Consider the following 23,525-nt stretch of genomic DNA (forward strand, 5'->3'; position numbering starts at 1 on the left):
CCCGGCTGCTGTATTTAACGGCTACGCGTCGTACCCCAGCCGCCGGAGCCGCTCCCGGGCGGCCAGCTCGCTGGCGCTGACCCGGCCCAGGGCAAGACGCGCGACGCCGAGGACCACCCGTGCCGCGAACCTCGCCGGAAACGGGAACGGGCCGATCCGCGCGGTCTTCAGGCCCAGCAGCTCGCGGTATTTGGGCTCGAGGCTGGCCACGGCCGCCGCGAAGAGGATGCGGTACCCGGGTTTGAGCGTGGGATGCAGGGGCGGGTGATGGATGAAGGCCACGGTCTCGGCGAGGCGTTCGTCTGCGCGCAGCTCGCCGGCCTCGTACCAGCGGTCGAGTTCGGCGCGCACCGCGGATTCGGTGAGCGGGGGAGACTCGATGCCCATGAGCCGGCCAGCCTGCGCCCACTCGCGCACGTAGGCGTCGGGTCCGCCGGGAACGGGACGGCCCCAGATCCGGTTGGCCGCGAGGAAGGAATCAGCGTAGGCCACGTGGACCCAGGACAGGAGCTCCGGATCGTTGGCCGCGTAGCGCTGGGTGGTTCCGTGCGCGTCAACGTAGCTGCCCTGGACGTAGTCGTGGATTTTCTTCACCCGCTGGGTGGCGGCCTGTGCGGCCTCGGTGGAGCCGTACGTGACCGTGAAGATCCAGCGGATGGTGCTCGCCAGCCGGCCCAGCGGATCCTCCTTGAATCCCGAATGGTCGTACACGCCGGCCAGGGCCCCGGGGTGCAGGGACTGCATGAGCAGCACGCGGATGCCGGCCACGATGGTCGGCATGGAGCCGTGTACCGCCCACACGGCGGATCCCGGCAGGTGGTATCCGGCGTCGTTCCCGTCCGCGAGGCGCGGCACCCAGGCCGGCGTCGAATCCGGCTGTCCGGTAAAGGCGCGCCGGAGCTCTTCCTGAAGTTCCTTGAGGTAGTTCCTCATGGCTCCTATTCTTGCGCAGCACCTGCCGTTGGCGCACGGGCCCGGCTCGCGGAAAAGGTGCGGGCTCGCTGTTTGCAAACAGCGAGCCCGGACGATTCCCGCGAGTCCAGCTAAGCGGCGGGCAGGGTCCCCGTCCCGACGGTCCGGCGTCGGGCCGGTGACGCTGCCACGAGCAGCGCGGCGATCGCGACGGCGGCACTGAGGATGAGCCCCGGACGGTACATGTCGAGCATCGCGGCCGGGCTGGCGGTTCCGGCTTCCTGTCGTCCGGAACCGCTGACGATGGCCGTGGTGACGGCCAGGACCAGAGCTGCGCCCACCTGGGTGCTGGTCTGGATGAGGCCGGCGGCAAGGCCCTGCTCGGAATCGCGGATGCCTGCGGTGGCCTGGACGTTGATGGACGGGAAGGCCAGGGCGAAGCCAATGCCCAGCAGGATCATGGACGGCAGGATGTCGAGGACGTAGTTGGGTGAGGTGCCCACCCGCAGGAACCATACATAACCCAGGCCCAGCGAGACCAGCCCGGTGAGGATGAGCCGGGTGGCGCCGAACTTCTCGATCAGCCGGTCCGCGAACGGGGCGCTCGAGGCCACGATCAGCCCCGCCGGCAGCAGGGCCAGGGCCATCCCCAGTGGCGACCAGCCCAGCACCGACTGCAAGTACATGGTCACGATGAACTGGAAGCCCAGGTAGGAACCGAACAGGCCGATGGCGCTCAGATTGGCCCGGGCCACCCAACCCTCCCGCAGGATGCCGAAGCGGATCAGGGGGTGCTTGACCCGGTTCTCGATGACGGCGAACGCGGCCAGCACGGCGGCGGAGACGATGAATCCGGCGATGGTTGCCACAGATCCCCAGCCCTTTTCCGGTGCGGATACCAGCGTGTAGACGAGGCCGAGCATGCCCAGTGCGAGCGTCACCGCGCCCCAGAAGTCGTGGCCGCTGTCCTGTGCGGACGGCTTGTCGCGGGGAATGAACCTGCTGCCCAGGATCACAGTGATCACGGCAATCGGCACGGACACCAGGAAGGTCCAGCGCCAGCTGAAACTGGTCATGAGCCCCCCCACCACGAGGCCCAGGGAGAATCCACTGGCGCCAAAGGTAGTAAAGATGGAGAGGGCCTTGTTGCGCTCGCGGCCCTCGGCGAAGTTGGTGGTGATGATGGAGAAACCAGTGGGCGCCGTGAAGGCCGCTGCCAGGCCCTTCACGAAGCGGGTGGCGATCAGGACCGCAGGATCATCCACGAGCCCGCCCAGCAGGGAGGCTGCCGCGAAGACCGTCAGGGCAATGAGGAAGATCCGACGGCGGCCCAGCAGGTCTGCGAGGCGGCCGCCCAGGAGCAGGAGGCTTCCGTAGCCCAGGACATAGGCGGAGACGATCCACTGCAGCGAATCGGTGCCGAGATGGAGTTCGTGTCCGATGGAGGGCAGAGCCACCCCGACCATGGACACGTCCAGCCCGTCGAGGGCCAGGACGGTGCAGACAACCATCAGCAGCATCCACTGGGCACGGGTCCAGCGGACGGCTGTCTGGAGCTGTTCGGCAGATCTTGCGAGGGTGCTTGGAGAGGTCATGGCATCAATGTATATGACACGTCATTGAATGACAAGGAATATTATGACGTGGATTTTAAATGCGTCATGGACTAGAATCGGGGCATGGCAACAACGCGGGACCGCCAGCTGGTGGAGCAATGGCGTGGCATCCAGAACTCGTACTTCCGCACCGCGGCAGCAATTGACCGCGCCCTCGAAGCCAAGTTCGGCGTCGGCCTGAACGAATTCGAAATCCTGGACCTCGTTGCCGAGAGCGTGGACGCTGCCTGCCGCATGAAGGCCCTGGCAGAGCGGACCCCCATGACGCAGAGTGCGGTGTCCAAGGTGGTGGACCGCCTCGAAAAGGCCGGACTGGTGTCCCGGCATGCCTGCGAGGACGACCGCCGCTCGCTGTTCCTCGAACTCACCGACGCCGGCCGCACTCTGCACGCGGATGCCGCCGTCGAGCACCGGGCCCTGCTGAAGGAAAACCTCGGCTGAAGTTGCCGATCTTCTCTCTTCGCCGCCCCACAAGGCCTTCCCTTTCCCCCTGATCTCCGCAACAATGGAGCTTGCTCGCCAAGCTGGGGTTTGGCGCCGCCGACTTGGGAGTTGCTGTGGGAAAGCACCATGACACGGGACAGATATTTGCTCTATGGCGGTCTGAACGTGTTCGCCGAATCTGCGCAGCAGGCACCCTGGCAGTGCTTGGCCTTTTCGCCTTCGGATTCCAAGCTCCCGCGTTTGACCCAAATACTTCACAGGCTGTACCGGTCCGGGGCGTCGTGGAGCCCCGGCAGTTGGAGGACGCCTTCATCCAGGCGGCCACACCGGGCCAGTTGCGGGCCGCCGGCACCGAAACCGTTGCAGGAGCTCCCGTTCCCGTGCCCGAGAACGCCATGGTCCAGTTCGACCGGGCAGCCGTACAGACAATCGCTCAGGACGGCACAACACGACTCACCGTCGCGGCCGCGGGCCTGCAGCGCCCACCCCTGGGAAGCCTCTACTCGCCCCTGGAGACACTGAATTCGAGTTCGCCCTTCGGCTACCGCATCGATCCGTTCACCGGCCATGCCGGCGAATTCCACTGGGGGCGGGACTTTGCAGCCCGCTGCGGCACGAAGGTCTATGCCGCCGACGCCGGCGTGGTGCGGGCCGTGGGCTGGCACCTGTGGGGCGGCGGCAACCGTGTTGAGATTGAACATGGCAACGGCCTGGTCACCACCTACAACCACCTCCAGGCAATCGGCGTCGCGAAGGGCCAGTCGGTCCGTGTGGGGGAGGTCATCGCCCAGGTAGGGACCACGGGCTGGTCCACCGGCTGCCACCTGCACTTCGAGACGATCGTCCACGGCGTCTACAAGAACCCGGCCGACTGGAGGTTGCTGCCCACCCGCCAGATTGACCCCCTGGCCTCGATTGCCATGGTCAACTACCAGCCAGGCGTCGGGACGGGTGTATCGTCGGCACCCTCTTGGGCCGTACCGGTTGGCGAGACCCAGACGCACGAGGTAGTGGCCGGCGAGCACGAAGCACCTGTGGCCCCGGCCGTGACGCCCACGCCGACGCCTACCCCGACGGTTCCCGTGACGCCCACGCCGACACCGACGCCTACCCCGACGGTTCCCGGGACGGTGACACCGACGCCTACCCCGACGCCGACGGTTCCCGGGACGGTGACGCCGACGCCGACGCCTACCCCGACGCCGACGGTTCCCGGGACGGTGACGCCGACGCCTACCCCGACGCCGACGGTTCCGGCCCCGGTGCTGAGCACTGCCGTGACGCCCACGCTGTCCGCCCTCATCCCCACGCTGTCCGCCCTCGTCCCCACGCTGTCCGCCCTCGTCCCCACGCTGGCTCCGGCCCCCGCCCCGGCGACAACTGCACCGACTGCTCCCGCGGGGCCGGTGCTTGTTCCGCCAAGGCTCCCGGCGGGCTATGTGCTGGTCTCTCCGGACATGGTCCAAACGCCTTCCGGCACCATCGTTCCTTTGGCGACGCTGACGGCCACGCCCGCGCCGTAGCCAAGAGTCTGGAAATTCCCCCTGCTTTCGCCCCGTAGACTCGATAACGGCAATTGCCGCCGTCGACGTCGTAAGGAAGCGCTCCATGACCAGCCTGTACAGCATCCCGCTCACGCTCAATGACGGCTCGGACGTGGATTTCGGCCGCTTCAAGGGCAAGGCTGTGATGGTGGTCAACGTGGCCTCGGAATGCGGATATACCCGCCAGTACGCAGGCTTGGAGGAGCTCTATGGCAAGTACCGCGGACAGGGCCTGGAGATCCTGGGCGTGCCCTGCAACCAGTTCGGCGGCCAGGAGCAGGGAACCGACGCCGAGATCGCCGAATTCTGCCAGCGCAACTTCGGCGTGACCTTCCCGCTGACCACCAAGGCCAACGTCCTGGGCAAGGAACAGCACCCGCTGTTTGCCGAACTGACCCAGACGGACGACGCCGAGCCGGTCAAGGTGAAGTGGAACTTCGAGAAGTTCCTTGTCAGCCGCGACGGCGAGCTGATCGCCCGCTTCCCCTCCGCCGTCGAGCCTGACTCCGAAGAGCTCATCGAAGCCCTTGAAAAGGCCCTCCGCTAAGGCCCTCCGCTAAGGCTGCGGTGCCGGCCTGAGCTTCTTGAGCCAGGATTCCGTCTGCGCAATATGCGCAGCTGCTGCGGTGGCGGCCATGGTCGGATCACGGTTGGCTATCGCCTCCACGATGGCGCGGTGGCCAGCAGTGCTGTCTGTCCGTACAGCCGGTCCCTCCTCGCCGTCGAAGATGCGGAAGTGGCCACCACGGGACCGGAAGACATCGACCAGTGCCGCAAGTGTCGAGTTGCCGCTCGCGTGGCAGATTTCCTCATGGAACCTTGAGTCAAGAGCGGAATACTCGGATGGGCTATCCGCGGCCTCCATGCTGGCCACCAGCGCCGCCAGCTTAGCCAAAACCTCGGGCGTGGCATTCGCGGCCGCAGCGGCGGCGGCGTGGGATTCCATCAGCCTGCGGATTTCAAAGAGTTCCAGCAGGCCGTCCAGCGGAAGCAGATCCACCAGCAGGGCGAAGTTTTGCAGGATGACCGTCGGTTCCAGCGAGGAAACATAGGTTCCTGATCCGTGCCGGGATTCCATCACGCCAAGGGCCGACATGGCCCGTACTGCCTCCCGCAGTGAACTGCGCGACACGCCAAGCTGGGCGGAAAGCTCCGCCTCGGGCGGGCACTTCTGCCCCGGCGCGAGCTCGCCCGAGGCAATCTTGGTCCTTAGGCCCTGCATCGCCGTCTCGACTGCACCCAATTCGCTGCTCCTTCAGATTCCAGTGACACGCTACAGCACTCTCAGTGCCTCGATGCCAGCGGATCATGTTGTCATACGTTGCCCTGAAGTCATCATATGTCTTTGACTGAATTATCGATCAAATGCCGAAGGTTGGCCTGAATTTTCTAAAGTCATCTTATGACAAATCTGGATTGTCTGTTGTCTTGTGGTTGGGTGTGATGTAACTTACAGATAATTCAGTCCGCTCCCCGACGAGAAGGCCGCCAGTGCTCTCAACATCCCTCACGGCACCGCAGCCGATGATGACTCCCGAGGGCTTGCCCTCGATGTCCGACTGGACCCTCACGCCGTCGAAGGTCCACCTCAACCACGGTTCCTACGGTTCAGTTCCACGCGCCGGCCAGGACATGCAGCATCGACTCAAAGCGCGCATGGACGACAACCCCTGCACCTGGTTCATGGGCCAGTTCGCCTTGGTGGCCACGGCCAGGACGGAGATCGCAGATTTCCTCGGCGTCCGGGCCCATGACCTGGCTCTCGTGCACAACGCCAGCGCGGGCGTCAGCACCGTCTACAACTCCCTCGTCTTCGCCCCCGGCGCGGAGATCGTCACCACCAACCATGCCTATGGAGCCGTGCTCGAGGGCGCGCGCCGCATCGCACGCCGCTCTGGTGGCAGCGTCCGCATCGCCGAGGTTCCCCTGGATGCCGACGCCGAGGCCGCCTGCGCGTTGGTCATGGCCGAGGTCACCAGCCGCACGGCACTGATCGTGCTGGACCAGATCACCTCGGCCACAGCACGCAGCTTCCCCGTGGAGGCCATTGCCCGGGCGGCTTCCGCCCTGGGTGTGCCGCTGCTGGTGGACGGCGCCCACGCACCGGGTGTCCTCAAGGCCCCGGTGCCGGACTTCGACGGGTACTGGGTGGGCAACCTCCACAAGGCCGCCTGCGCGCCCCGGGGCACGGCGGCGCTGGTGGCCCGCGGTGCCTTCAAGGATGTGCTCCATCCGCTGATTGATTCGTGGGGATTCCCGCATTCGTTCCCCGAGAGCTTTGACCATGTCGGCACCCAGGACGTCACCTCGTGGCTGGCCGCACGGACCGCCTTCGACACCATCGAGCGGCGCTACGGCTGGGATGCCTTTCGCAGCTACTCCAAGGAACTGGCCGACTACGGATCGACGCTGATCGGGGAAGCCTTCACGGCAGCCACCGGAGAGGACGCCAGCGCCGACGTCGGCATGCCGGTGGGTCCGCTGCGCCTCATCCGCCTGCCCCGCGGCCTGGCCACCACCCATGAGGACTCGCACGCGGTCCGGGCGTACATTTCAGACCGGCTGGACATTGAAACGGCCATTACGACCTTCGGCGGACAGGGCTTCCTGCGGATTTCCGCCCACCTGTACAACTCGCCGTCGGACTACGAGATCTTCGCCGAGAAGGCTGTCCCCGAGCTGGCCAAGCTGGCCCGCAACAGCTAGAGCACCACCAGCGCACGCATCCACCGGTGCGATGGACACCCACCCCACCCAATCAACGGAGGATCCCCCGTGAAATCCAGATTCATCACGTCCGCCGCAGTAGGCCTCGCGGCCGCCCTGGCCCTGGCGGGATGCGGCAGTGCCGCTCCCTCAGCCAATGGGCAAGTCACCCTGAAGATGGTGGAAAGCCTCACCAACCCCACGCGGACCGACACCATTGAGAAGCTCATCGACGGCTTCGAAAAGGAGAATCCGAACATCAAGGTGGAGCTGATTTCCCCACCCACGGACCAGGCCGACCAGAAGATCCAGCAGATGCTCCAGTCGGGCAAGGGGATCGACGTCGTCGAGGCCCGCGACATCACGGTGGGCTCATTCGGTGCCAACAAGTGGCTCTACGATATGAGCGCAGATCTGACGGGCTGGGATGGTTGGAGCAATCTGACAGACAACGCCGTGAAGTATTCCAAGCAGGACGGCAAGACCTACTACATCCCGTATGGCTTCTACGGGCTGTCCCTGTTCTACCGCACCGATGTGGTCAAGGACGCCGGCTTCTCCGCACCGCCCGCCAGCTGGTCCGACATGCTGGAACAGGCCACGGCCATGAACAAGCCCACGGAAAACAAGTTCGGCTACGCCTTCCGCGGCGGCGCCAATGCCAACTCCAACGCCGTCGCCATCATCGAGGCCTACGTCGCCGATGAGATCGACAAGGAAAACGCCTTCAAGCTGACCAGCGGCAAGACGATATTCTCCTCGCCCAAGGCGCAGGAGGCCATGGACCTGTACATCGAGCTCTTCAAGAAGGGTTCCCCGCCCTCCTCGGTAGCCTGGGGCTACCCCGAAATGGTGCAGGGCTTCACCAACGGCTCGACGTCGTTCCTGCTGCAGGACCCCGAGGTCATCGCCACCGTCAAGGAATCCAAGTCGATCAATGCCGAGCAGTGGAACGTGGCTCCGCTGCTGGTGGGACCCACAGGCAAGGCCATCCAGCCCGTCGCCTCTGCCGGTTGGGGCATCGCCGAGAGCAGCAAGGCCAAGCCCGAGGCCGTCAAGCTCATCAAGTACCTGGCCCAGGGCGATGCAGCCACCACCTTCACCAAGGAGAACAGCCTGGTTCCGATCCTGAAGTCCGCGGCAGACGACAGCTTCTACAGCTCCGGCCCCTGGGCCGCGTACGTGACGATGACAGAGAACCCTGACACGTACGTCTCCGCCGTCCAGCCGCGCGGCGTCTCCTGGTGGACCGAATGGATCAAGAAGTCCGACGGCGAACTCCAGCGGGTGCTGACCGGCCAGATGTCCACCACCGAGTTGCTGGCCGGCTGGGACAGCTACTGGTCCCAGAAAATGGCAGGCTAGCCCAGCGTGACTGTCGACACCAAGGACGCGGCGGCGCGTCCCTCCACCCGGAGGGACGCGCCGGGCGGCGCGCGCACGAGCACTGGCATCAAGAGGCGGTTCAACGCCAAGACGGCCCTCACGCTGCTGGCCTTCTTGGCTCCGGCAGCCATCTTCGTCGGAATCTTCACTTACTATCCGATGATTTCCGGCAGCCAGATGGCGTTCCGTAATTGGAACCTGAATGACCTCTCCGACACCTCGTGGGTAGGGTTCGGCAACTTTCAAAGCCTGTTCGATGCCCCAGAGTTCTGGGGCATCGTGCGCAACACCGTCATCTGGGTGGTCGGTTCCCTTATCCCCCAGGTAGTGATCGGCTTCGCCGTCGCGTTGTTCCTGAAGCGGCGCTTCAGAATGCGCGGGGCTTACCAAGCCATGATTTTCTTCCCCTGGGCCGTCTCCGGGTTCCTGATCGGCATGCTTTTCCGCTGGATGTTCAACGCCGAGTTTGGCGTGGTCAACGACCTGCTGATGAAGGCCGGTCTGATCGACTCTCCCATCCCGTGGCTGGCGGAACCCGGCTTTGCGATGACAGCCATCATCATCGCCAACATTTGGTACGGCGTGACCTTCTTCGCCATCATGATCCTCGCGGCCCTGCAATCCGTCTCGGATGAGATGTATGAAGCCGCCGCGCTGGACGGCGCCGGAAAGGTACGGACGTTCTTCAACATCACCCTGCCGAGCATTGCCACCACCTTGGCCCTGACCATCCTTTTACGGGTGATTTGGATCTTCAATTTCCCCGACATCATCTTCGCCATGACAGGTGGTGGACCTGCGGACCAGACTCACATCATCACCACCTACATGATCAAAATTACGCAGGAGGGCGACTACGGCAAGGCATCGGCGCTGGGCCTGATCGTCGTCGTCACCCTCATGCTCTTCGCCGCCTTCTACCTCATGGCGGTCCGACCCGGAAAGGCGCAGAGATGATCAACCGAATGAGCATCGCGGGGCGCATCAGCAAGGTGGTTTTCCTCGGACTCTGCCTTCTGGCCACAGTGTTTCCGTTGTACTGGATCATCATCACCTCTCTGAAGGAACCCGGGGCCATCTACTCGCTCCCGCTGGACTACTGGCCCCGCCAGTTGTCCCTGGAGAACTACATTGGGCTCTTCACCAAATCGGACTTCGGCCAGTACATGGTCAACAGCCTGATCGTAGCCACCGTTGCCTCCACCGTGGCCACCCTGATCTCGCTGCTGTCCGCCTACGTGCTGGCCCGCTTCGAATTCTCCGGCCGCGGCTGGGTCATGGGCGCCTTCCTGGTGACCCAGATGATTCCAGGGTTCATTGCCCTGGGGCCGCTGTACCTGATGATGAGCAACTTTGGCCTGGTGGATTCCAAGACCGGGCTGATCCTGATCTACATCGCCATCTGCATCCCTTTCTGCACCATCATGCTGCGCGGGTTCTTCGAAAACGTCCCCGACGCACTGGAGGAGGCGGCCATGATCGATGGCTGCTCCCGCCTCGGTGCACTGTTCCGCGTGTTGGTTCCCGTCATGCTGCCGGGCGTGGCCGCGAGCTTCATCTTCAACTTTGTGAACTGCTGGAACGAGCTCTTCCTGTCGGTGACGCTGATGAACAGCGATGCCAACAAGACGATTCCAACGGCGCTGGCCGGGTTCATCTCCAGCTTCAACATCGACTGGGGATCCATGTCCGCGGCCGCGGTCCTGACGGTGGTGCCAACCCTGGCCATCTTCGCCTTTGCCAGCAAGTTCATCGTTCAGGGTCTGACGGCTGGAGCTGTCAAGGGCTAAGCCCGGTGGTCAGGGAAGTGCCTCCGATTGTGGCGCGCCTAGACCCCTCCCGCAGATTCCAGGGCGGGGCCTGCGGCCGTCCCGGAATCCTGGCCAACCCTCTCTCACCTTTGCTGCCGAATCGGCCAACGCTCTATCACTTTTCTTAAGCAAGTGAGAGAGCGTCGCGCCAAACCGACCCAAAGGTGAGAGAGCGTCAGGGCCTACGCCGCCGTGATCCGCAGCGGGAGCGAACGCCAGCCGCGCAGGGTGTTGTGCAGGTACGGGACGGGTTCGCCGACGGGTTCGATGCTCTTGACCCGCGTGGCCAGGGCCGTGAACAGCACGTCCATTTCGAGGCGGGAGATCGGCTGGCCCACGCACTGGTGGATGCCCATGCCGAAGGCCAGATGCCCGCCGGCGTTGCGGCTGATCACGTATTCGTCCGCGGTCTCACCCCAGTGCCGGGCGTCCCGGTTGGCCGAGCCCATGAAGAGCAGCACCTTGGTGCCGGCCGGCAACGGGATGCCGCGGAACACGGTGTCCGAACCCGTGGTCCGGAAGAAGGACTGGAACGGGGATTCGAAGCGCAGGGCCTCGTCGATGGCGAACTTCGCCAGGCGGGGGTTGGCGTGCAGCTCGGCCCACTGCCCGGGATGGGCCGCCAGGGCCTGCAGCGTGTTGCCGATGGAAAACACGGTGGTGTCCAGGCCGGCGGACAGCATGGCCCGCACCAGCAGCGCCGCCTGCTCGGCCGTGATCTCGCCGCGGTCCGCGAACTCCCAGATCTGGGCCCCCATGCCGTCGGGCGAGAGGTTTTCGCGCGCGCAGTTGTTCATGACCCACTCGTGCGTGCCCGCGCCCTTCTCGAAGAACTCCTTGGAACGTTCGTCGTCCGGGCCGAAAGCACTGAAGTTCATCGCGCCGTGCGGGAGCAGGTTCGCCTCGCGTCCCTCCCGGGGGATCCCGACGGCGTCCCCGAAGACCCGGATGGGGAACAGCTCGGCGAGGTCCGTGACGCCGTCGAACGTTCCCCGCGCGATCAGCGCGTCCACCAGCTCATCGGCGAAGGCCTCGAAGGCGGTCCGCAGGGAGCGGACGCCGCGGGGCGAAATGACGGAGGCCATGGCGTTGCGCATGGGGCCGTGCACCGGGGGGTCGGATTCCAGGATGCCCTGCGGGCGCCACGCGGGTTCGCTGTGCAGGTTCTTGGGGCCTACGCCGGCGCTGGAAATGAACGTCCGGTAGTCGTCCAGGATCTCCTTGCATTCCTCGAAACCGGCAAAGGCCAGCACCTGGTATTTCTCGAGCCACACGGCGGGCCCGGCGTCGCGCATGCGCTGGAACAGGGCGTACGGGTTCCGCAGGTTCTCGTCGGAGTAGGGATCGTCCGTCATCACCGGGATGGTCTGCGGGGGCATGGTCACTGACATCTGGGACCTCGTTTGCGTCGATGGTAGGGCTGCCGCTCAGCGGATTCGTGGCCTCAACGTACCGGTCACAATGTGCAGCCGATAAACGCGGTTCTCACCCTGTGAGAATAGGGTTTGTCGCAATGGCCCGGTGCCCGGCACGATCGTTCAACAGCCCGGAAAAGCTCAGAAAGGGGGGCAGGCCCATGGCGGGAACAACGTCCTTCGAGCGGGGTCTCATGATCCTGTCCGAAATCGCCGACGGCGGTGACACCACCGTGGAGAGCGTGGCCCTGAAGCTGGGCATCCCCGTCAGCACCACCTACCGCTACTTCCGGCAGCTCCGCGAACACGGCTTCGTGCAGGAGGATGCCGGGAGCTACCGGCCCGGACATGCGCTGCTGGCGTTGTCCGGCAGGCACCTCACGCAGAGCCACCTCGCGGAAGTTGGCACAGCTGTGCTGAAAAGCATCGTGGACGCTGTGGGGGAGACCGCGGTGATGGTCATCCGGGTGGGGACGCAGGCCATGTGCCTGCGCCGTGCCGAGCCGGACAAGGGCTTCAAATACACCTTCGCCGTCAACGAACTCCTGCCCCTGACCGCGGGAGCAGGCCCGCGGACGCTGCTCGCCTGGGCGCCCGCCGACGTCGTGCGTCAAGTGCTCGACGGCGAGCTTCCGCGCTTTACGGACAACTCGCCGTCGGCCGAGCAGATCCTCGCCACGCTGTCCCAGATCCGGACGAATGGCTGGGTGGTCTCGCGCGGCGAGCTTGATCCCGGGGCGGTCTCGGTGGCCGTTCCGGTGATCTTCGACGGCGAGGCCGTCTGCGCCATCAACGTGGCCGGACCGGAGAGCCGCTGCGGCTCGCGGTCCTGGCTCAACTCGACCTTGAAAACAATGAACGAGGCAGCGGAGAACCTGGCGGCGTCGCTGGGTTCCCTCGCCAGCCAAAGAACAACACGGGAGGCAAGCGATGACGCTCGATACTCTGCTTGAGTCAGAAGCGGTGGTCCTGGGGATCCACCGGGCAACGTTGGAGGACCTGGTGCAGGTGGCCAGGCACCGCAGGCCGGTGGTGGTGGACGAGGCCGCCCTGGCGCGGATGAAGCCCAGCGAGGACTGGCTCAACGGCGTCATGGACGGCATGTTGGCCGGCAAGGACACCGCACCGATCTACAGCATCAACACCGGCTTCGGATCGCTCGCCGGCCGCAAGGCCTTCGACGAACCGTCCGATGCCGCCGAGCTCTCCCGCCGCCTGGTGCTGTCCAATGCCGCCGGCGTGGGCCGCTACGTGGACGAGGAAGTCGTCCGTGCCACCATGTTCATCCGCATCGTCAGCCTCACCCAGGGCCACTCCGGGGTGCGGGCGGACATCGTGAAGACCCTGGCCGAGATGCTCAACTGCGGCGTCTACCCGGCCATCCCGGAATACGGTTCGCTCGGCGCCTCCGGGGACCTCATCCCGCTGGCGCACGTGGCCATTGTCATGTCCCGTTCGCACACCGGCGAGGACGTGGAACTGGATTCCGGCGAGGCCTTCGTTGACGGGGCCGTGGTCTCCGGGATCGCGGCCATGGCCCACGCCGGCATCGAGCGGCTCCCGCTCGGCGCCAAGGACGGGCTGGCCCTACTCAACGGCACCTCGTTCTCCTGCGCCCAGGCCGCCCTGGCCCTGTACGACGCGCAGAACCTGCTGGAAACGGCGCAGATCACGGCGGCCATGAGCATCGAGGCGCTGATGGGCTTCGGCGATGCGTTCATCGACGAACTCCACCAGGCCCGCGGCCAGCGCGGCCAGATCGAAGTGGCCGCACGGCTCCGTGAACTGCTCGCCGGCAGCGGCTTCGTGGACGGCGACGCGGACCGGGACCCCGTCCGGCAGCCCCCGCAGGACGCCTACTCGCTGCGCTGCATCCCGCAGGTCTTCGGCCCGGTCAAGGACACATTGGAGTTCGCCGCCGGCATCATCGACAACGAGATCAACGCGGCCACCGACAACCCGCTGATCTTCCCGTCGCTGCCCGCCAGCCGCACCCTGAAGGCCGTGTCCGGCGGCAACTTCCACGCCGAATACGTGGCGTTCGCCGCCGACTTCATCTCGATCGTGGTCACCGAAATCGGCAACATCACCGAACGCCGGCTCTTCAGGCTCGACGACGGCACCCTGAACCGCGGACTGCCGGACATGCTGGTGGCCAGCGAGCAGATCGGCATGGACTGCGGCTACATGCTGCCCCAGTACCTTGCCGCAGCCCTGGTCTCCGACTGCAAGACCTTGGCGCACCCGGACAGTGTGGACTCCATCCCCACCTGCGCCAACCAGGAAGACCACGTCTCCATGGCCAACAACGCCGGGCGGCACACGCGCCAGATCGTGGCCAACATCGAATCGGTGGTGGCCATCGAGCTGCTCATGGCCGCCCAGGCACTCGAGCTGCGGATGCGCATGCCGGCCACGAGAGACGCCAAGCCGGCCACCGCGAGCCTGGCCGCGCTGGCCTTCCTGCGCTCCACCGCGTCCGCCGACGGCCGTCCCATCGACCACCTCAAGGAGGACGTGGTGATGTACCCGCGGCTGCGCAGGGCCGGCGAACTCGTCCACGACGGCTCCGTGGTGGCCGCGGTGAACGCCGCGCTCGGCGGAGGTAGCCATGACGCTGCAGGCCGCTGACCCTGCCGCCCGGACGGCCCCACTAAAGGGGTTCACGCGGCTCATGGTGAGCGGGATCCGCCGCGAGGCTGACGCCGTCGTCTCACTGCTGCTGAGCGAGCCCGACGGCGGCGCACTGCCGGCCTGGGTGCCCGGCGCGCACGTGGACGTCCTCTTCGCCAACGGCATCCTGCGGCAGTACTCGCTCTGCTCTGATCCGGCCGATCGGACTGCCCTGCGCGTGGCCGTGCTGCGCGAGCAGGCCAGCCGCGGCGGTTCCAGCTATGTCCACGAAGTCCTGCGGGCCGGCGACACGGTGGAGGTCCGCGGCCCGAAGGACAACTTCCGCGGCACGGCCGGGGCAGGGGAAAAGGTGTTCATCGCCGGCGGCATCGGCATCACCCCGCTCCTGCCGATGATCCGCGAAGCCCACGCGGCCGGGGAGCCCTGGCGGCTGCTGTACCTGGGCGCCGGCGTGCGGTCCATGGCCTTCCTCGAGGAGATCGCGGACATGGATCCGGCCGAGGACAGGGTGCGGATCCATGCCAAAGACCAGCACGGCAGCCTGGACCTGGCGGACTACCTCGACGGCGGCGTTGCGGCGGACGCCACGGTGTATGCGTGCGGTCCGTCCCGGCTCCTGGCCGAGCTCCGCGCGGCCCATGCCGCGGGCACGCTGCCGCATCTGAGGTTTGAGGACTTCGCTGCCGACGATTCCGATGCCGGGCCTCCCGCTGCGGATCCCGACGGCGGCATTCCCGACGGCGGTCCTGCTGCGGGCCCGGACGACTCGCCTTTTGTGGTGGAAACGGCCGACGGGCAGGAAATAGCCGTCGCGGCCGGAGAAACAATTCTTGACGCCCTGCAGAGATCGGGCGTTCCGGCATTGAATTCCTGCAGGAAAGGAACGTGCGGCACCTGCGAAACCGTGGTCCTGGAAGGAATTCCTGAACACCGCGATGACATTCTCAGCGACGAGGAGCGTGCATTGAACGAAACAATGATGATTTGTGTTTCCCGCTGCCGCGGGGAAAAGCTCGTGCTCGACATCTAGGCGGCGTCAAGCCTGCCCTATCGCAGCCAGGGGGCGCGGCAGAGCCCCAAAGTGGACGCCCCAGGGTAGCCCCGGCCCCGGAATTTCCGAATAATCAATTCACGAATTGCGATGCCGCATGCCCTTTTTCAAATGCCGGATCCGGCCATTTCGGATCCGGCAATTGACTTTTGGTCATACTTTGAATTTTGCACTAATTAACTATTGTGGGTTGAGATATTCATCTCTAGGCTGGTCAAAAGCCACGCTGATTCTTGAAAAGACTGATTCTTGAAAAGAATTGCCGCACCCCAAGCGGCAGCTCTCCGGCGGTTCGCATGAAGCGTTAGAACAACAAGGAGCAAACAACATGAGCATTTCTGCAATCTCCCTCCGTAAGCCGGCCATCGCCGCACTGGCGCTTGCCGCCGTCGTCGGCCTCACCGCCTGCGGTGGCTCCGCAACGGCCGGCAGCTCTGCGACGGCGGACGCGGCAAAGGCGCCGCTGTTCAGCCAGTTGCCCCAGGACATCCAGAGCGCCGGGACCATCAAGGTGGCCAGCAATGTTGAGTACCCGCCGTTCGAGTCCATCGACAAGGACGGCAAGACCATCGTGGGCATCGACCGGGAGCTGGCGGACGCCGTCGAGAAGCAACTCGGCGTCACCCTGGCCTTCGACAACATCGCCTTCGACGCCATCATCCCGGGCCTGGCCTCCGGCCGGTACAGCATGGGCATGTCCGCGATGTCGGACACCAAGGAACGGCAGAAGCAGGTCAGTTTCCTGGACTACTTCAAGGCCGGCGCCGGCATCATGACCACCAAAGCGAACGCGGACAAGCTGAAATCACTGGACGATCTGTGCGGGACCAAGGTGGGCATCGTCAAGGGCACCACCGAGGACGCCGACGCCACGGCCCAGTCAGGCAAGTGCGAGGCGGCCGGCAAGGCCCCGTTGGCCGTGACCATCTACGCCGGGCAGAACCAGGCCGTGCTGGCCCTGCAGAGCGAGCGGGTGGACGCCTTCCTGGTGGACTCGACGTCGGGTTCCGTGGTTGCCGCCGAGAGCAACGGCGAGCTGGCCATGGGCAAGGCGTACGAGGAAGGGTACTTCGGCATCGTGTTCCCCAAGGAAAGCACCCAGCTGATGACCGCCGTCCAGAAGGCCATGGAGCAGATCAAGGCCGACGGCAGCTACGAAGCGATCCTGGCCAAGTACAAGATGGATGACCACGCCGTGGACACGTTCACCGTCAACGGGGCCACCAAGTGACGCTGTACCAGGCCACGGAGGACGAGAAGGGCCTTTCGATCGTCCCCGCCCGCTACGCCGGGCGGTGGGTCATGGCCGGTGTGGTGGTGTTGGGCGTGGTCCTGCTGGGCTACGGCATGGTCACCAACCAGCGCTTCCAGTGGGACGTGGTGGGGGAGTACCTCTTCGCCGCACCGGTGATGTCCGGGCTCGCCAACACGCTGCTGCTCACCGCGGTGTCGATGGCCATCGGGATCGTCCTGGGAATCGGGGTGGCCGTGTGCCGCCTGTCCCCGAACCCCATCCTGTCCTCGGCCGCCTGGGCCTACTCCTGGTTCTTCCGCGGCACCCCGCTCATGGTGCAGCTGCTCTTCTGGTTCTTCATGGCGGCGCTGGTCCCCAAGCTGGTGCTCGGCGTGCCGTTCGGGCCCAGCTTCTTCGAGATCTCCACCAACACCTTGATCTCGCCGTTCACGGCGGCCCTCCTGGGCCTGGCCCTCAACGAAGGCGCCTACATGGGCGAGATTGTCCGCTCCGGCATCCGGGCCATCCCCGTGGGCCAGACGGAGGCCGCCAAGGCCATGGGCATGTCCCGGCTGCAGACTATGCGGCGCGTCATCCTGCCCCAGGCCATGCGCGTCATCATCCCGCCCACGGGCAACGAGACCATCGGCATGCTGAAGTACACCTCGCTGGTGATCGTGATCGGCTACAGCGAACTGCTCACCTCGGTCTCGATCATCTACTCGCGCACGTTCCAGACCATCCCGCTGCTGATCGTGGCGGCCCTCTGGTACCTGGCGGTCACGGCGGTGCTGTCCGTGGGCCAGTACTACGTGGAACGCCACTTCGAACGCGGCTTCACCCCCCACAAGGCCGCGAAGCCGGCCGCCGCGGCGAAGGCCGCGCCCGTGCATGCGGCCGCCGTCGCCCTGGCCAGCGGCCCCGAGGCAGAACTGGAGAAGGTCAAGTGAAAGAACCCATCGTGCGGGCCCGGGACATCCGGAAGTCCTTCGGCAACGTGGAAGTACTCAAGGGCATCAGCCTGGACATCAACGCCGGCGAGGTCGCCTGCCTGCTGGGCCCCTCCGGCTCGGGCAAGAGCACGTTCCTGCGCTGCATCAACCACCTCGAGAAGATCGACGGCGGCCAGCTCTGGGTGCAAGGCGAACGGATCGGCTACCGGCGCTCCGGCAACAAACTGCACGAGCTCAAGGAGCACGAAACCGCCAAGCAGCGCGCCCACGTGGGCATGGTCTTCCAGCAGTTCAACCTGTTCCCGCACCGCACCGCCCTGGAAAACGTCATCGAGGGCCCCACCGTGGTCCAGCGCATCCCCAAGGAGCAGGCCATCGAGGAAGGCCGGCAGCTGCTGGCCCGGGTGGGGCTGGCGGACAAGGCCAACCACTACCCGGGGCAGCTCTCCGGCGGCCAGCAGCAGCGCGTGGCGATCGCGCGTTCCCTGGCGCTCAAGCCGTCCGTGATGCTGTTCGACGAGCCCACCTCCGCCCTGGACCCGGAGCTCGTGGGCGAGGTGCTGGACGTGATGCGCTCCTTGGCGGACTCGGGCATGACCATGATCGTGGTGACCCATGAGATGGGCTTCGCCAAGGAAGTGGGCAACGTGGTCCACTTCATGGCGGACGGCCAGCTCGTGGAGAGCGGCGACCCGCACCAGGTTCTGGAGGACCCGCGCGAGCCGCGCACCCAGGCCTTCCTGTCCAAGGTGCTTGCATGAGCAGTTCGGGCGACCGCTCGCACCTGGAGCGTTGGTCCAAAACGGCCCAAAGGTGAGAGAGCGTTGGTCCAAAACGGCCCAAAGGTGAGAGAGCGTTTGGGGTCTCGCGACGCTCTCTCACTTTTGCCGCCCCATCGCGCGACGCTCTCTCACTTTTGCCGCCCCATCGCGCGACGCTCTCTCACTTTTGCCGCCCCATCGCGCGACGCTCTCTCACTTTTCTTAAGCAAGCGATAAGGGTGAGGAGCGGGCGGTGCCTAGATTTCGAGTGCCTCGCGCCAGCTGCGCAGGAAGGCGCCGCCGGCGTCGTCGTGGATGACGTCGTCGCCCAGATTGAGGTCGGCCGCCGTCAGGACGGGGTAAGGCTTGACCGGAACGCCGTCCGCCGGCCGGACGTCCACGTGCTTGACCTCGTGGTCGTTGTGGTGGAGCCAGTCTGCCATGGCGTAATCCGTGCGCGAATCGCCCACGGTGCGCCAGGCCTGCGGGATGATGCCCCGCGCGGCCAAAAGCTCGACGGCGCGGCTCGCCCCGAGGTCCTTGCCGAGCCTCACCGACTCGATGTCGGTGGAGATGATGGTAGGGTCCAGGCGGTAATCCGCGGTGTCGTCCGAGCCGGGGGCGTGGTGGTCCAAGATGGCGGCCGAGAGGCCGTGGCGCCCCATGATGTCCAGCGCATCGGCGTCGAACAGTTTCTGCTCGGCAAGGTAATCCTCGCTGGGGACGTCCACATGCTGCTCCACCGAGACCATGGCGCGCTTGGTTTCATCGAAGAACATGTGCGCGGAGTAGTCCTCGGCCACCAGCCGGCGCACGTCGTCGCCGTAGGCCTTGGGCACCGCGAGCTCGTGGTCCACATGGACCGGGCCCGGGCCGGTGGCGGTGTAGCTGAACCACACGGCGCCCTTCTCGCAGATCGCATGGATGGTGGTGCCCTGCGGCATGCCAGCGGCGATCATCGGTGCCATGACCTGCTCGCGAATGAAGGCATCCGAGCGGCCGGTGTTGAAGATGACCGGAATGTCCGCCGCAGCCAGTGCCACAAGGTCCGCAATGATTTCCGGCTTGACGTCCCGGGTGACCGGGCTCGCGATGGGACCGTCGACGTCGAGGAGCAGGGCCAAGGCGGGGGCCGTGGGAAGCTGTGCGCGGGCTGTATCGGAAAGCGGAGCAGTCATGGATCCATTCTCCCAGTCTCCAGGGGCCGCGCCACTGCTGTGACGCCCGACGTCGATAGTCACCTTTTGGCCACAAGCTGCGTTTGCGGCGGCCAACAAGTTCCCTTGCGGGGGCAACTTCCATAGTCTTGCAGAGTGATCTTCAAAGCTGTGGGCGAGGGACGCCCGTACCCCGACCATGGATACACCGAGCCCCGGGACTGGGCGGCGCTGCCGCCCCGTCCCGTCCGTCTCGATGAGTTGGTAACCACAAAGCGCACCCTGGATTTGGAGGCATTGTTGGCTGAGGATTCGACCTTCTTCGGTGACCTGTTCCCGCACGTCGTCCAGTACAAAGGCGTGCTGTATCTCGAGGACGGGCTGCACAGGGCCGTCCGCACGGCGCTGCATCAGCGCACCGCCATCCACGCACGCGTGCTGGTGATAGATGGCTAGGCAGCCTGCCGCAGGGCAGGAACTTGACGCCACCGGGCCGGACGAAGCGGAGGAGACGGCCATGCAGCGGACACCACCGGGGAGCCCGAAAAAGCTGCGCAGGCGGCCTACGGACGTGACCCGGTTGCATGGCCACCATGTGGTGACGGGGCCCGAGCTGCGGGCGACCTTTGCCGAGGACCCCCAGAGCCACCGCGGCAGGTTCGGCCGCCGGCTGTTCCACGGGATTGTCCTGGTGCTGCTGCTGGGCCTCATCGCCGCCGGGGCCATCGGTGCCTGGGCGATTATGAACGGTGTGATCCGGGTGCCGTCCTCCGTCACCAGCAGGGCGCCGATTTCACTGTGCCCCACCACCACGTTCGACTACCTGCCCAACGACCAAGTGACCGTGAACGTTTTCAATGCGGCGTCGCGCAGCGGGCTGGCCCGGGAGGTCTCGGAACAGTTCGCGGCCCGCGGGTACAAGATCGGGGCGGTGGACAACAGCGGAACCAGCTATACCGGCGTCGCAATGGTGGTTTCCGGAGTCAACGGCCAGGCCGGTGCCTTCAACCTCCAGCGGAACGTGGCCGGCACGGACTACTTCCAGGACAACCGTGAAGATGCCTCGGTGGATGTGATTCTCACCCCAGACTTCGGCGCCCTGGTCAATCCGGAGCTCGTGGACCAGACGCCCGGCTTGCTCCTCTGTCCCCGCGAGAATCTGCGGATTGCAGACGATTCCAAGTGGCCCGTCCTGCCCAAGGGGGAGCCCACACCATAGCGGTGGCAGGAGTGTCCCGGCCGCCTGGAGCGGTTTGTGTCTCGGATTTCCGGGGACTCTCAGCCGATTCGGGACTTGATGGGGTACTCTGCTACGTCGAGAGTTTCAGGCAATCTACCTAGGGAATGAACCACGTGGCAACCGATTACGACGAACTCCGCTCCGACGTCGCGGAATCGCAGAACACTTCGCTCCAGGCGCTGCAGTCGGCCAACGCCCCGGACGCTCGAAGCGTTGTGCGCGATTTGGACGAGGCTGACGGCCTCGATGGCAGCGATTCGCCCGGCGGCGAATTCGTCGCCGAAGAACTGATCATTGCGGTCATCCCGCAGAAGGAAGACGAGTTCACCTGCTACTCGTGCTTCCTGGTCCGCCACCGTTCGCAGATCGCCAAGGAGAAGGACGGCCACGCCTACTGCACGGAGTGCGAGGGCTAAACAGCCTGCCCAAGCGCAGCCTGCGGCAGCGTTGCGGTACTCAGACCAGCGGCACTCAGTCCAACGGCACTGGGCGGCCATCGTCGTCGAACCGTGCTCCGGCGCCCAGCTGGATGAACAGGACCGTCCGCGCGATCAGTGCCTCGACGTCGTCGGCGGGGGCAGCGTCCGGCGAGTCGCCGGGGCGGTTGCGGCGCGAGGCGCTGGCCGACAGCGTGCCGTGGATCAGCTGCGCAAGCTGCACGACGTCGATAGCCGGCAGATAGCCCTGCGCGACGCCGTCGCGCAGGATGTCCTGCAACAGATGGTTCAGATCCCCCACATGGTCCGCGAGCTTCGCGAAGGAGCCGGGGGAGAGCACCGCCGCCATGGCCGGCCCCGGCGGGAGATGCCGGCGGCTCAGGTCCTCCACCTGGGCCCGGACGTAGAGCGCGAGGCGGTCCACCGGGTTTTCCAGGGCCTCCAGCGCATCGCGCAGATCCACGATGAAACGCTCGGTCTCATCCAGGGCGTAGGCGATGAGAAGCTGCTCCATGTCCGCGTAGTAGTTGTAGACGGCGGTGCGCCCCACGCCGGCATGCCTGGCGACGTCGGTCATGGTCAGGCCCGGCAGTCCGTGCGTGAACAGGAGTTCCCCGAATCCCGTCAGGATGCGTCGTTGAGTCTCGGCGCGCTGCGCCGCGTTGTTCGCGGCCGTAATCCTAGGCATACAGACACATTACAGTGATGTGTCAGCAAACCGGGGCATGTATGCCGTGAACGGCTGCACTATCCGATGATGGGTCTCTCCTCGGGCAGATTGAAGAGTCTGGGCCGTGATGCCAAGGCAATGGCCGACGCTACGGCGATGGTGCCGATGCGGCCGGTGAACATGAGCGCCATCAGCACCCATTCGGCGCTGGGTGGCAAGTTGTACGTGATGCCTGTGCTTACGCCTACGGTGGCAAACGCGGAGATGGATTCGAACAGCACTTTCTCCAGCGAATAATCGGTGAAAATAAGGAGCAGCAGCGTGCCGCTGACCACAGCGGCGACGCCGAGGAGGGCAACGGAGAGGGCTTGGCGCTGCACGGAGGCACTGATGGAGCGGTGCGCAACCGTGACCTGGTCGCGGCCGCGGACCTCGTTCCAGATCGCAAAGCCCAGCACCAGGAACGTGGTGATCTTGATTCCGCCGGCCGTACCGGCACTGCCTCCGCCGATGAACATGAGAATGTTCGTGACCATCAGGGTCTCCGGTGCCGCTGCGCCGTAGTCGATGCTGTTGAACCCTGCGGTGCGCGGGAAGACGGTGCCGGCCACGGTCGCCAGAACCTTTCCGCCGAGGCTCAGTGGCCCCAGCGTTCCGGGCCGGTCCCATTCGAAGGCGGCGAAAAACGCGAAGCCCGCTACCAAGAGCAGCAGGGTGCCGTAGACGGTCAGGCGGAGGTGGATGCTCCAGTCCCCGATTTTGGTGCCCCTGAAGAGCTGGATGATCACGGGGAAGCCTAGCCCTCCGGCGATCACTGCTGCGCAGATCGGGATGATGATCCAGGGATCTGCGGCGAAGCCAACCAGGTTGTCGCTGTAGAGGGCGAACCCGGCGTTGTTGAAAGCCGAGACCGCGTGAAATACCCCGTGCCAGAGCGCCGTCGCCAGGTTGTCGTCATAGGCGAGCCAGAAGCGGACCGTGAGCACCGCCGCCGTGACGGCCTCGACGGCAATCATGATTCTGGCGACCCGGAACAGTACCGCCCTGACGTCACCGAAGTTCAGTGTGTGGGTTTCTGACTGGGCCACCAGCTGGCCCCGGAGGCCGAGGCTCTTGCGGACGAGCAGCGCGAGCAGCGTCGCCAGCGTCATGATGCCGAACCCCCCGAGTTGGATGAGTCCGAGAATCACTGTATGGCCGAAGGGCGTCCAGAAGGTCGGCGTGTCCACGGTGATCAGGCCGGTGACGCAGACCGCGGAAACGGCTGTGAACAGGGCGGGCATGACGATGTCGCCGTCAGTTCCGGTCCGCGATACCGGAAGCATCAGCAGCCCGGCGCCCAGGATGATCACGGCCAGGAACGCGAGGGGCACCGAACGGACGGGATGAAGGAGCGCGCGCGCCAGATCGCTCTCTTTCTTCGCCCGGGGCACGGTACGGTCCCGTGGACTGCCCTTCACGGGACCGTCTTTCCGGAGACTGCCGCGGCGGCGGAGGGGGTTGCGGTCACCGGTTCCGGCCGTCAACGTGGTCCCCCTCTGCCCGGACGATCAG

The 23,525-nt window shown here is 65.5% G+C and carries 23 protein-coding genes; 16 read left to right on the forward strand and 7 right to left on the reverse strand.

Features of this window, described 5'->3' with window-relative positions; translation table 11 throughout:
- Nucleotides 1–21: 21 nt before the first annotated feature.
- Complete coding sequence (locus J1902_RS14660) at nucleotides 22–933, reverse strand: oxygenase MpaB family protein (protein WP_207617049.1); 912 nt, start codon at nucleotides 931–933, stop codon at nucleotides 22–24.
- A gap of 110 nt (nucleotides 934–1,043) precedes the next feature.
- Nucleotides 1,044–2,507: an MFS transporter gene (locus J1902_RS14665; RefSeq protein WP_207617050.1), complete on the reverse strand. Its 1,464-nt coding sequence runs from the start codon at nucleotides 2,505–2,507 to the stop codon at nucleotides 1,044–1,046.
- An 84-nt stretch (nucleotides 2,508–2,591) separates the two neighbouring features.
- Between J1902_RS14665 and J1902_RS14670 the strand changes: the two genes are divergently transcribed.
- The 3 genes from J1902_RS14670 to J1902_RS14680 all read left to right on the forward strand — a co-directional run bounded on the left by J1902_RS14670 (nucleotide 2,592) and on the right by J1902_RS14680 (nucleotide 5,063).
- Entirely contained in the window at nucleotides 2,592–2,969 is a 378-nt protein-coding gene (locus J1902_RS14670; protein WP_207617051.1) for a MarR family winged helix-turn-helix transcriptional regulator, read from the forward strand.
- 299 nt (nucleotides 2,970–3,268) lie between these two features.
- On the forward strand, nucleotides 3,269–4,495 hold the full coding sequence (locus J1902_RS14675; protein ID WP_242702049.1) for a M23 family metallopeptidase: 1,227 nt from the start codon (nucleotides 3,269–3,271) through the stop codon (nucleotides 4,493–4,495).
- A gap of 85 nt (nucleotides 4,496–4,580) precedes the next feature.
- The gene (locus tag J1902_RS14680) at nucleotides 4,581–5,063 is read left to right on the forward strand and encodes a glutathione peroxidase (protein WP_207617053.1); all 483 of its coding nucleotides are present in this window, start codon (nucleotides 4,581–4,583) and stop codon (nucleotides 5,061–5,063) included.
- Between the two features lie 9 nt (nucleotides 5,064–5,072).
- Here J1902_RS14680 and J1902_RS14685 read toward each other — a convergent pair whose 3' ends face one another.
- A complete protein-coding gene (locus J1902_RS14685) occupies nucleotides 5,073–5,759 on the reverse strand; it encodes a FadR/GntR family transcriptional regulator (protein WP_242702050.1) in 687 nt (228 codons plus the stop codon).
- A 248-nt stretch (nucleotides 5,760–6,007) separates the two neighbouring features.
- Between J1902_RS14685 and J1902_RS14690 the strand changes: the two genes are divergently transcribed.
- From J1902_RS14690 to J1902_RS14705, 4 genes are all read left to right on the forward strand, one after another.
- Nucleotides 6,008–7,222, forward strand: a complete 1,215-nt coding sequence (locus tag J1902_RS14690) for an aminotransferase class V-fold PLP-dependent enzyme (RefSeq protein ID WP_307794462.1) — start codon at nucleotides 6,008–6,010, stop codon at nucleotides 7,220–7,222.
- Nucleotides 7,223–7,291: 69 nt separating this feature from the next.
- Nucleotides 7,292–8,587 (forward strand): ABC transporter substrate-binding protein, encoded by a 1,296-nt coding sequence (locus J1902_RS14695; RefSeq protein ID WP_307794463.1) that lies wholly within the window; start codon nucleotides 7,292–7,294, stop codon nucleotides 8,585–8,587.
- Between the two features lie 6 nt (nucleotides 8,588–8,593).
- Complete coding sequence (locus J1902_RS19405; protein ID WP_207617054.1) at nucleotides 8,594–9,565, forward strand: carbohydrate ABC transporter permease; 972 nt, start codon at nucleotides 8,594–8,596, stop codon at nucleotides 9,563–9,565.
- Nucleotides 9,562–10,398: a carbohydrate ABC transporter permease gene (locus J1902_RS14705; RefSeq protein ID WP_207617055.1), complete on the forward strand. Its 837-nt coding sequence runs from the start codon at nucleotides 9,562–9,564 to the stop codon at nucleotides 10,396–10,398. The genes J1902_RS19405 and J1902_RS14705 overlap by 4 nt, the downstream gene beginning before the upstream one ends.
- A 203-nt stretch (nucleotides 10,399–10,601) precedes the next feature.
- Here the strand turns inward: J1902_RS14705 and J1902_RS14710 are convergent, their stop codons facing one another.
- A complete protein-coding gene (locus tag J1902_RS14710; protein ID WP_242702051.1) occupies nucleotides 10,602–11,810 on the reverse strand; it encodes a cytochrome P450 in 1,209 nt (402 codons plus the stop codon).
- Nucleotides 11,811–11,995: 185 nt separating this feature from the next.
- Between J1902_RS14710 and J1902_RS14715 the strand changes: the two genes are divergently transcribed.
- The 6 genes from J1902_RS14715 to J1902_RS14740 all read left to right on the forward strand — a co-directional run bounded on the left by J1902_RS14715 (nucleotide 11,996) and on the right by J1902_RS14740 (nucleotide 18,467).
- A complete protein-coding gene (locus J1902_RS14715) occupies nucleotides 11,996–12,787 on the forward strand; it encodes an IclR family transcriptional regulator (protein ID WP_207617056.1) in 792 nt (263 codons plus the stop codon).
- A complete protein-coding gene (locus J1902_RS14720) occupies nucleotides 12,765–14,465 on the forward strand; it encodes an HAL/PAL/TAL family ammonia-lyase (RefSeq protein WP_207617057.1) in 1,701 nt (566 codons plus the stop codon). Before J1902_RS14715 ends, J1902_RS14720 begins: the two co-directional genes overlap by 23 nt.
- Nucleotides 14,446–15,498: a PDR/VanB family oxidoreductase gene (locus J1902_RS14725; protein ID WP_242702052.1), complete on the forward strand. Its 1,053-nt coding sequence runs from the start codon at nucleotides 14,446–14,448 to the stop codon at nucleotides 15,496–15,498. Before J1902_RS14720 ends, J1902_RS14725 begins: the two co-directional genes overlap by 20 nt.
- Before the next feature lie 349 nt (nucleotides 15,499–15,847).
- Nucleotides 15,848–16,750, forward strand: coding sequence for an ABC transporter substrate-binding protein (locus J1902_RS14730; RefSeq protein WP_207617058.1), 903 nt, complete (start codon nucleotides 15,848–15,850; stop codon nucleotides 16,748–16,750).
- Nucleotides 16,747–17,703, forward strand: coding sequence for an amino acid ABC transporter permease (locus tag J1902_RS14735; protein WP_207617059.1), 957 nt, complete (start codon nucleotides 16,747–16,749; stop codon nucleotides 17,701–17,703). Before J1902_RS14730 ends, J1902_RS14735 begins: the two co-directional genes overlap by 4 nt.
- Nucleotides 17,700–18,467, forward strand: a complete 768-nt coding sequence (locus J1902_RS14740) for an amino acid ABC transporter ATP-binding protein (protein ID WP_307794464.1) — start codon at nucleotides 17,700–17,702, stop codon at nucleotides 18,465–18,467. Before J1902_RS14735 ends, J1902_RS14740 begins: the two co-directional genes overlap by 4 nt.
- A 257-nt stretch (nucleotides 18,468–18,724) precedes the next feature.
- Here the strand turns inward: J1902_RS14740 and J1902_RS14745 are convergent, their stop codons facing one another.
- On the reverse strand, nucleotides 18,725–19,645 hold the full coding sequence (locus J1902_RS14745) for a hypothetical protein (RefSeq protein ID WP_207617060.1): 921 nt from the start codon (nucleotides 19,643–19,645) through the stop codon (nucleotides 18,725–18,727).
- Between the two features lie 135 nt (nucleotides 19,646–19,780).
- Between J1902_RS14745 and J1902_RS14750 the strand changes: the two genes are divergently transcribed.
- The 3 genes from J1902_RS14750 to J1902_RS14760 all read left to right on the forward strand — a co-directional run bounded on the left by J1902_RS14750 (nucleotide 19,781) and on the right by J1902_RS14760 (nucleotide 21,280).
- Nucleotides 19,781–20,080 (forward strand): type II toxin-antitoxin system VapB family antitoxin, encoded by a 300-nt coding sequence (locus J1902_RS14750; RefSeq protein WP_207617061.1) that lies wholly within the window; start codon nucleotides 19,781–19,783, stop codon nucleotides 20,078–20,080.
- A 115-nt stretch (nucleotides 20,081–20,195) separates the two neighbouring features.
- Nucleotides 20,196–20,843, forward strand: coding sequence for a LytR C-terminal domain-containing protein (locus J1902_RS14755; protein WP_307794466.1), 648 nt, complete (start codon nucleotides 20,196–20,198; stop codon nucleotides 20,841–20,843).
- 134 nt (nucleotides 20,844–20,977) lie between these two features.
- A complete protein-coding gene (locus tag J1902_RS14760) occupies nucleotides 20,978–21,280 on the forward strand; it encodes a DUF4193 domain-containing protein (protein WP_207617093.1) in 303 nt (100 codons plus the stop codon).
- Nucleotides 21,281–21,335: 55 nt separating this feature from the next.
- Here the strand turns inward: J1902_RS14760 and J1902_RS14765 are convergent, their stop codons facing one another.
- Both J1902_RS14765 and J1902_RS14770 read right to left on the reverse strand, forming a co-directional pair.
- Nucleotides 21,336–21,989, reverse strand: a complete 654-nt coding sequence (locus J1902_RS14765) for a TetR/AcrR family transcriptional regulator (RefSeq protein WP_207617062.1) — start codon at nucleotides 21,987–21,989, stop codon at nucleotides 21,336–21,338.
- Nucleotides 21,990–22,048: 59 nt separating this feature from the next.
- The gene (locus J1902_RS14770) at nucleotides 22,049–23,431 is read right to left on the reverse strand and encodes a TrkH family potassium uptake protein (RefSeq protein WP_307794465.1); all 1,383 of its coding nucleotides are present in this window, start codon (nucleotides 23,429–23,431) and stop codon (nucleotides 22,049–22,051) included.
- Nucleotides 23,432–23,525: the final 94 nt, after the last annotated feature.

Origin of the sequence: Arthrobacter cavernae (assembly GCF_017368795.1) — a bacterium.
In the GTDB taxonomy this organism is placed as follows: Bacteria; Actinomycetota; Actinomycetes; order Actinomycetales; family Micrococcaceae; genus Arthrobacter; species Arthrobacter cavernae.

Bases quoted from the DNA above. Each gene is read 5' to 3' on its own strand.
- J1902_RS14660 (WP_207617049.1), bottom strand. From the start codon at position 933: ATGAGGAACTACCTCAAGGAACTTCAGGAAGAGCTCCGGCGCGCCTTT.
- J1902_RS14665 (WP_207617050.1), bottom strand. From the start codon at position 2,507: ATGACCTCTCCAAGCACCCTCGCAAGATCTGCCGAACAGCTCCAGACA.
- J1902_RS14670 (WP_207617051.1), top strand. From the start codon at position 2,592: ATGGCAACAACGCGGGACCGCCAGCTGGTGGAGCAATGGCGTGGCATC.
- J1902_RS14680 (WP_207617053.1), top strand. From the start codon at position 4,581: ATGACCAGCCTGTACAGCATCCCGCTCACGCTCAATGACGGCTCGGAC.
- J1902_RS14705 (WP_207617055.1), top strand. From the start codon at position 9,562: ATGATCAACCGAATGAGCATCGCGGGGCGCATCAGCAAGGTGGTTTTC.
- J1902_RS14710 (WP_242702051.1), bottom strand. From the start codon at position 11,810: ATGTCAGTGACCATGCCCCCGCAGACCATCCCGGTGATGACGGACGAT.
- J1902_RS14715 (WP_207617056.1), top strand. From the start codon at position 11,996: ATGGCGGGAACAACGTCCTTCGAGCGGGGTCTCATGATCCTGTCCGAA.
- J1902_RS14720 (WP_207617057.1), top strand. From the start codon at position 12,765: ATGACGCTCGATACTCTGCTTGAGTCAGAAGCGGTGGTCCTGGGGATC.
- J1902_RS14725 (WP_242702052.1), top strand. From the start codon at position 14,446: ATGACGCTGCAGGCCGCTGACCCTGCCGCCCGGACGGCCCCACTAAAG.
- J1902_RS14730 (WP_207617058.1), top strand. From the start codon at position 15,848: ATGAGCATTTCTGCAATCTCCCTCCGTAAGCCGGCCATCGCCGCACTG.
- J1902_RS14745 (WP_207617060.1), bottom strand. From the start codon at position 19,645: ATGACTGCTCCGCTTTCCGATACAGCCCGCGCACAGCTTCCCACGGCC.
- J1902_RS14765 (WP_207617062.1), bottom strand. From the start codon at position 21,989: ATGCCTAGGATTACGGCCGCGAACAACGCGGCGCAGCGCGCCGAGACT.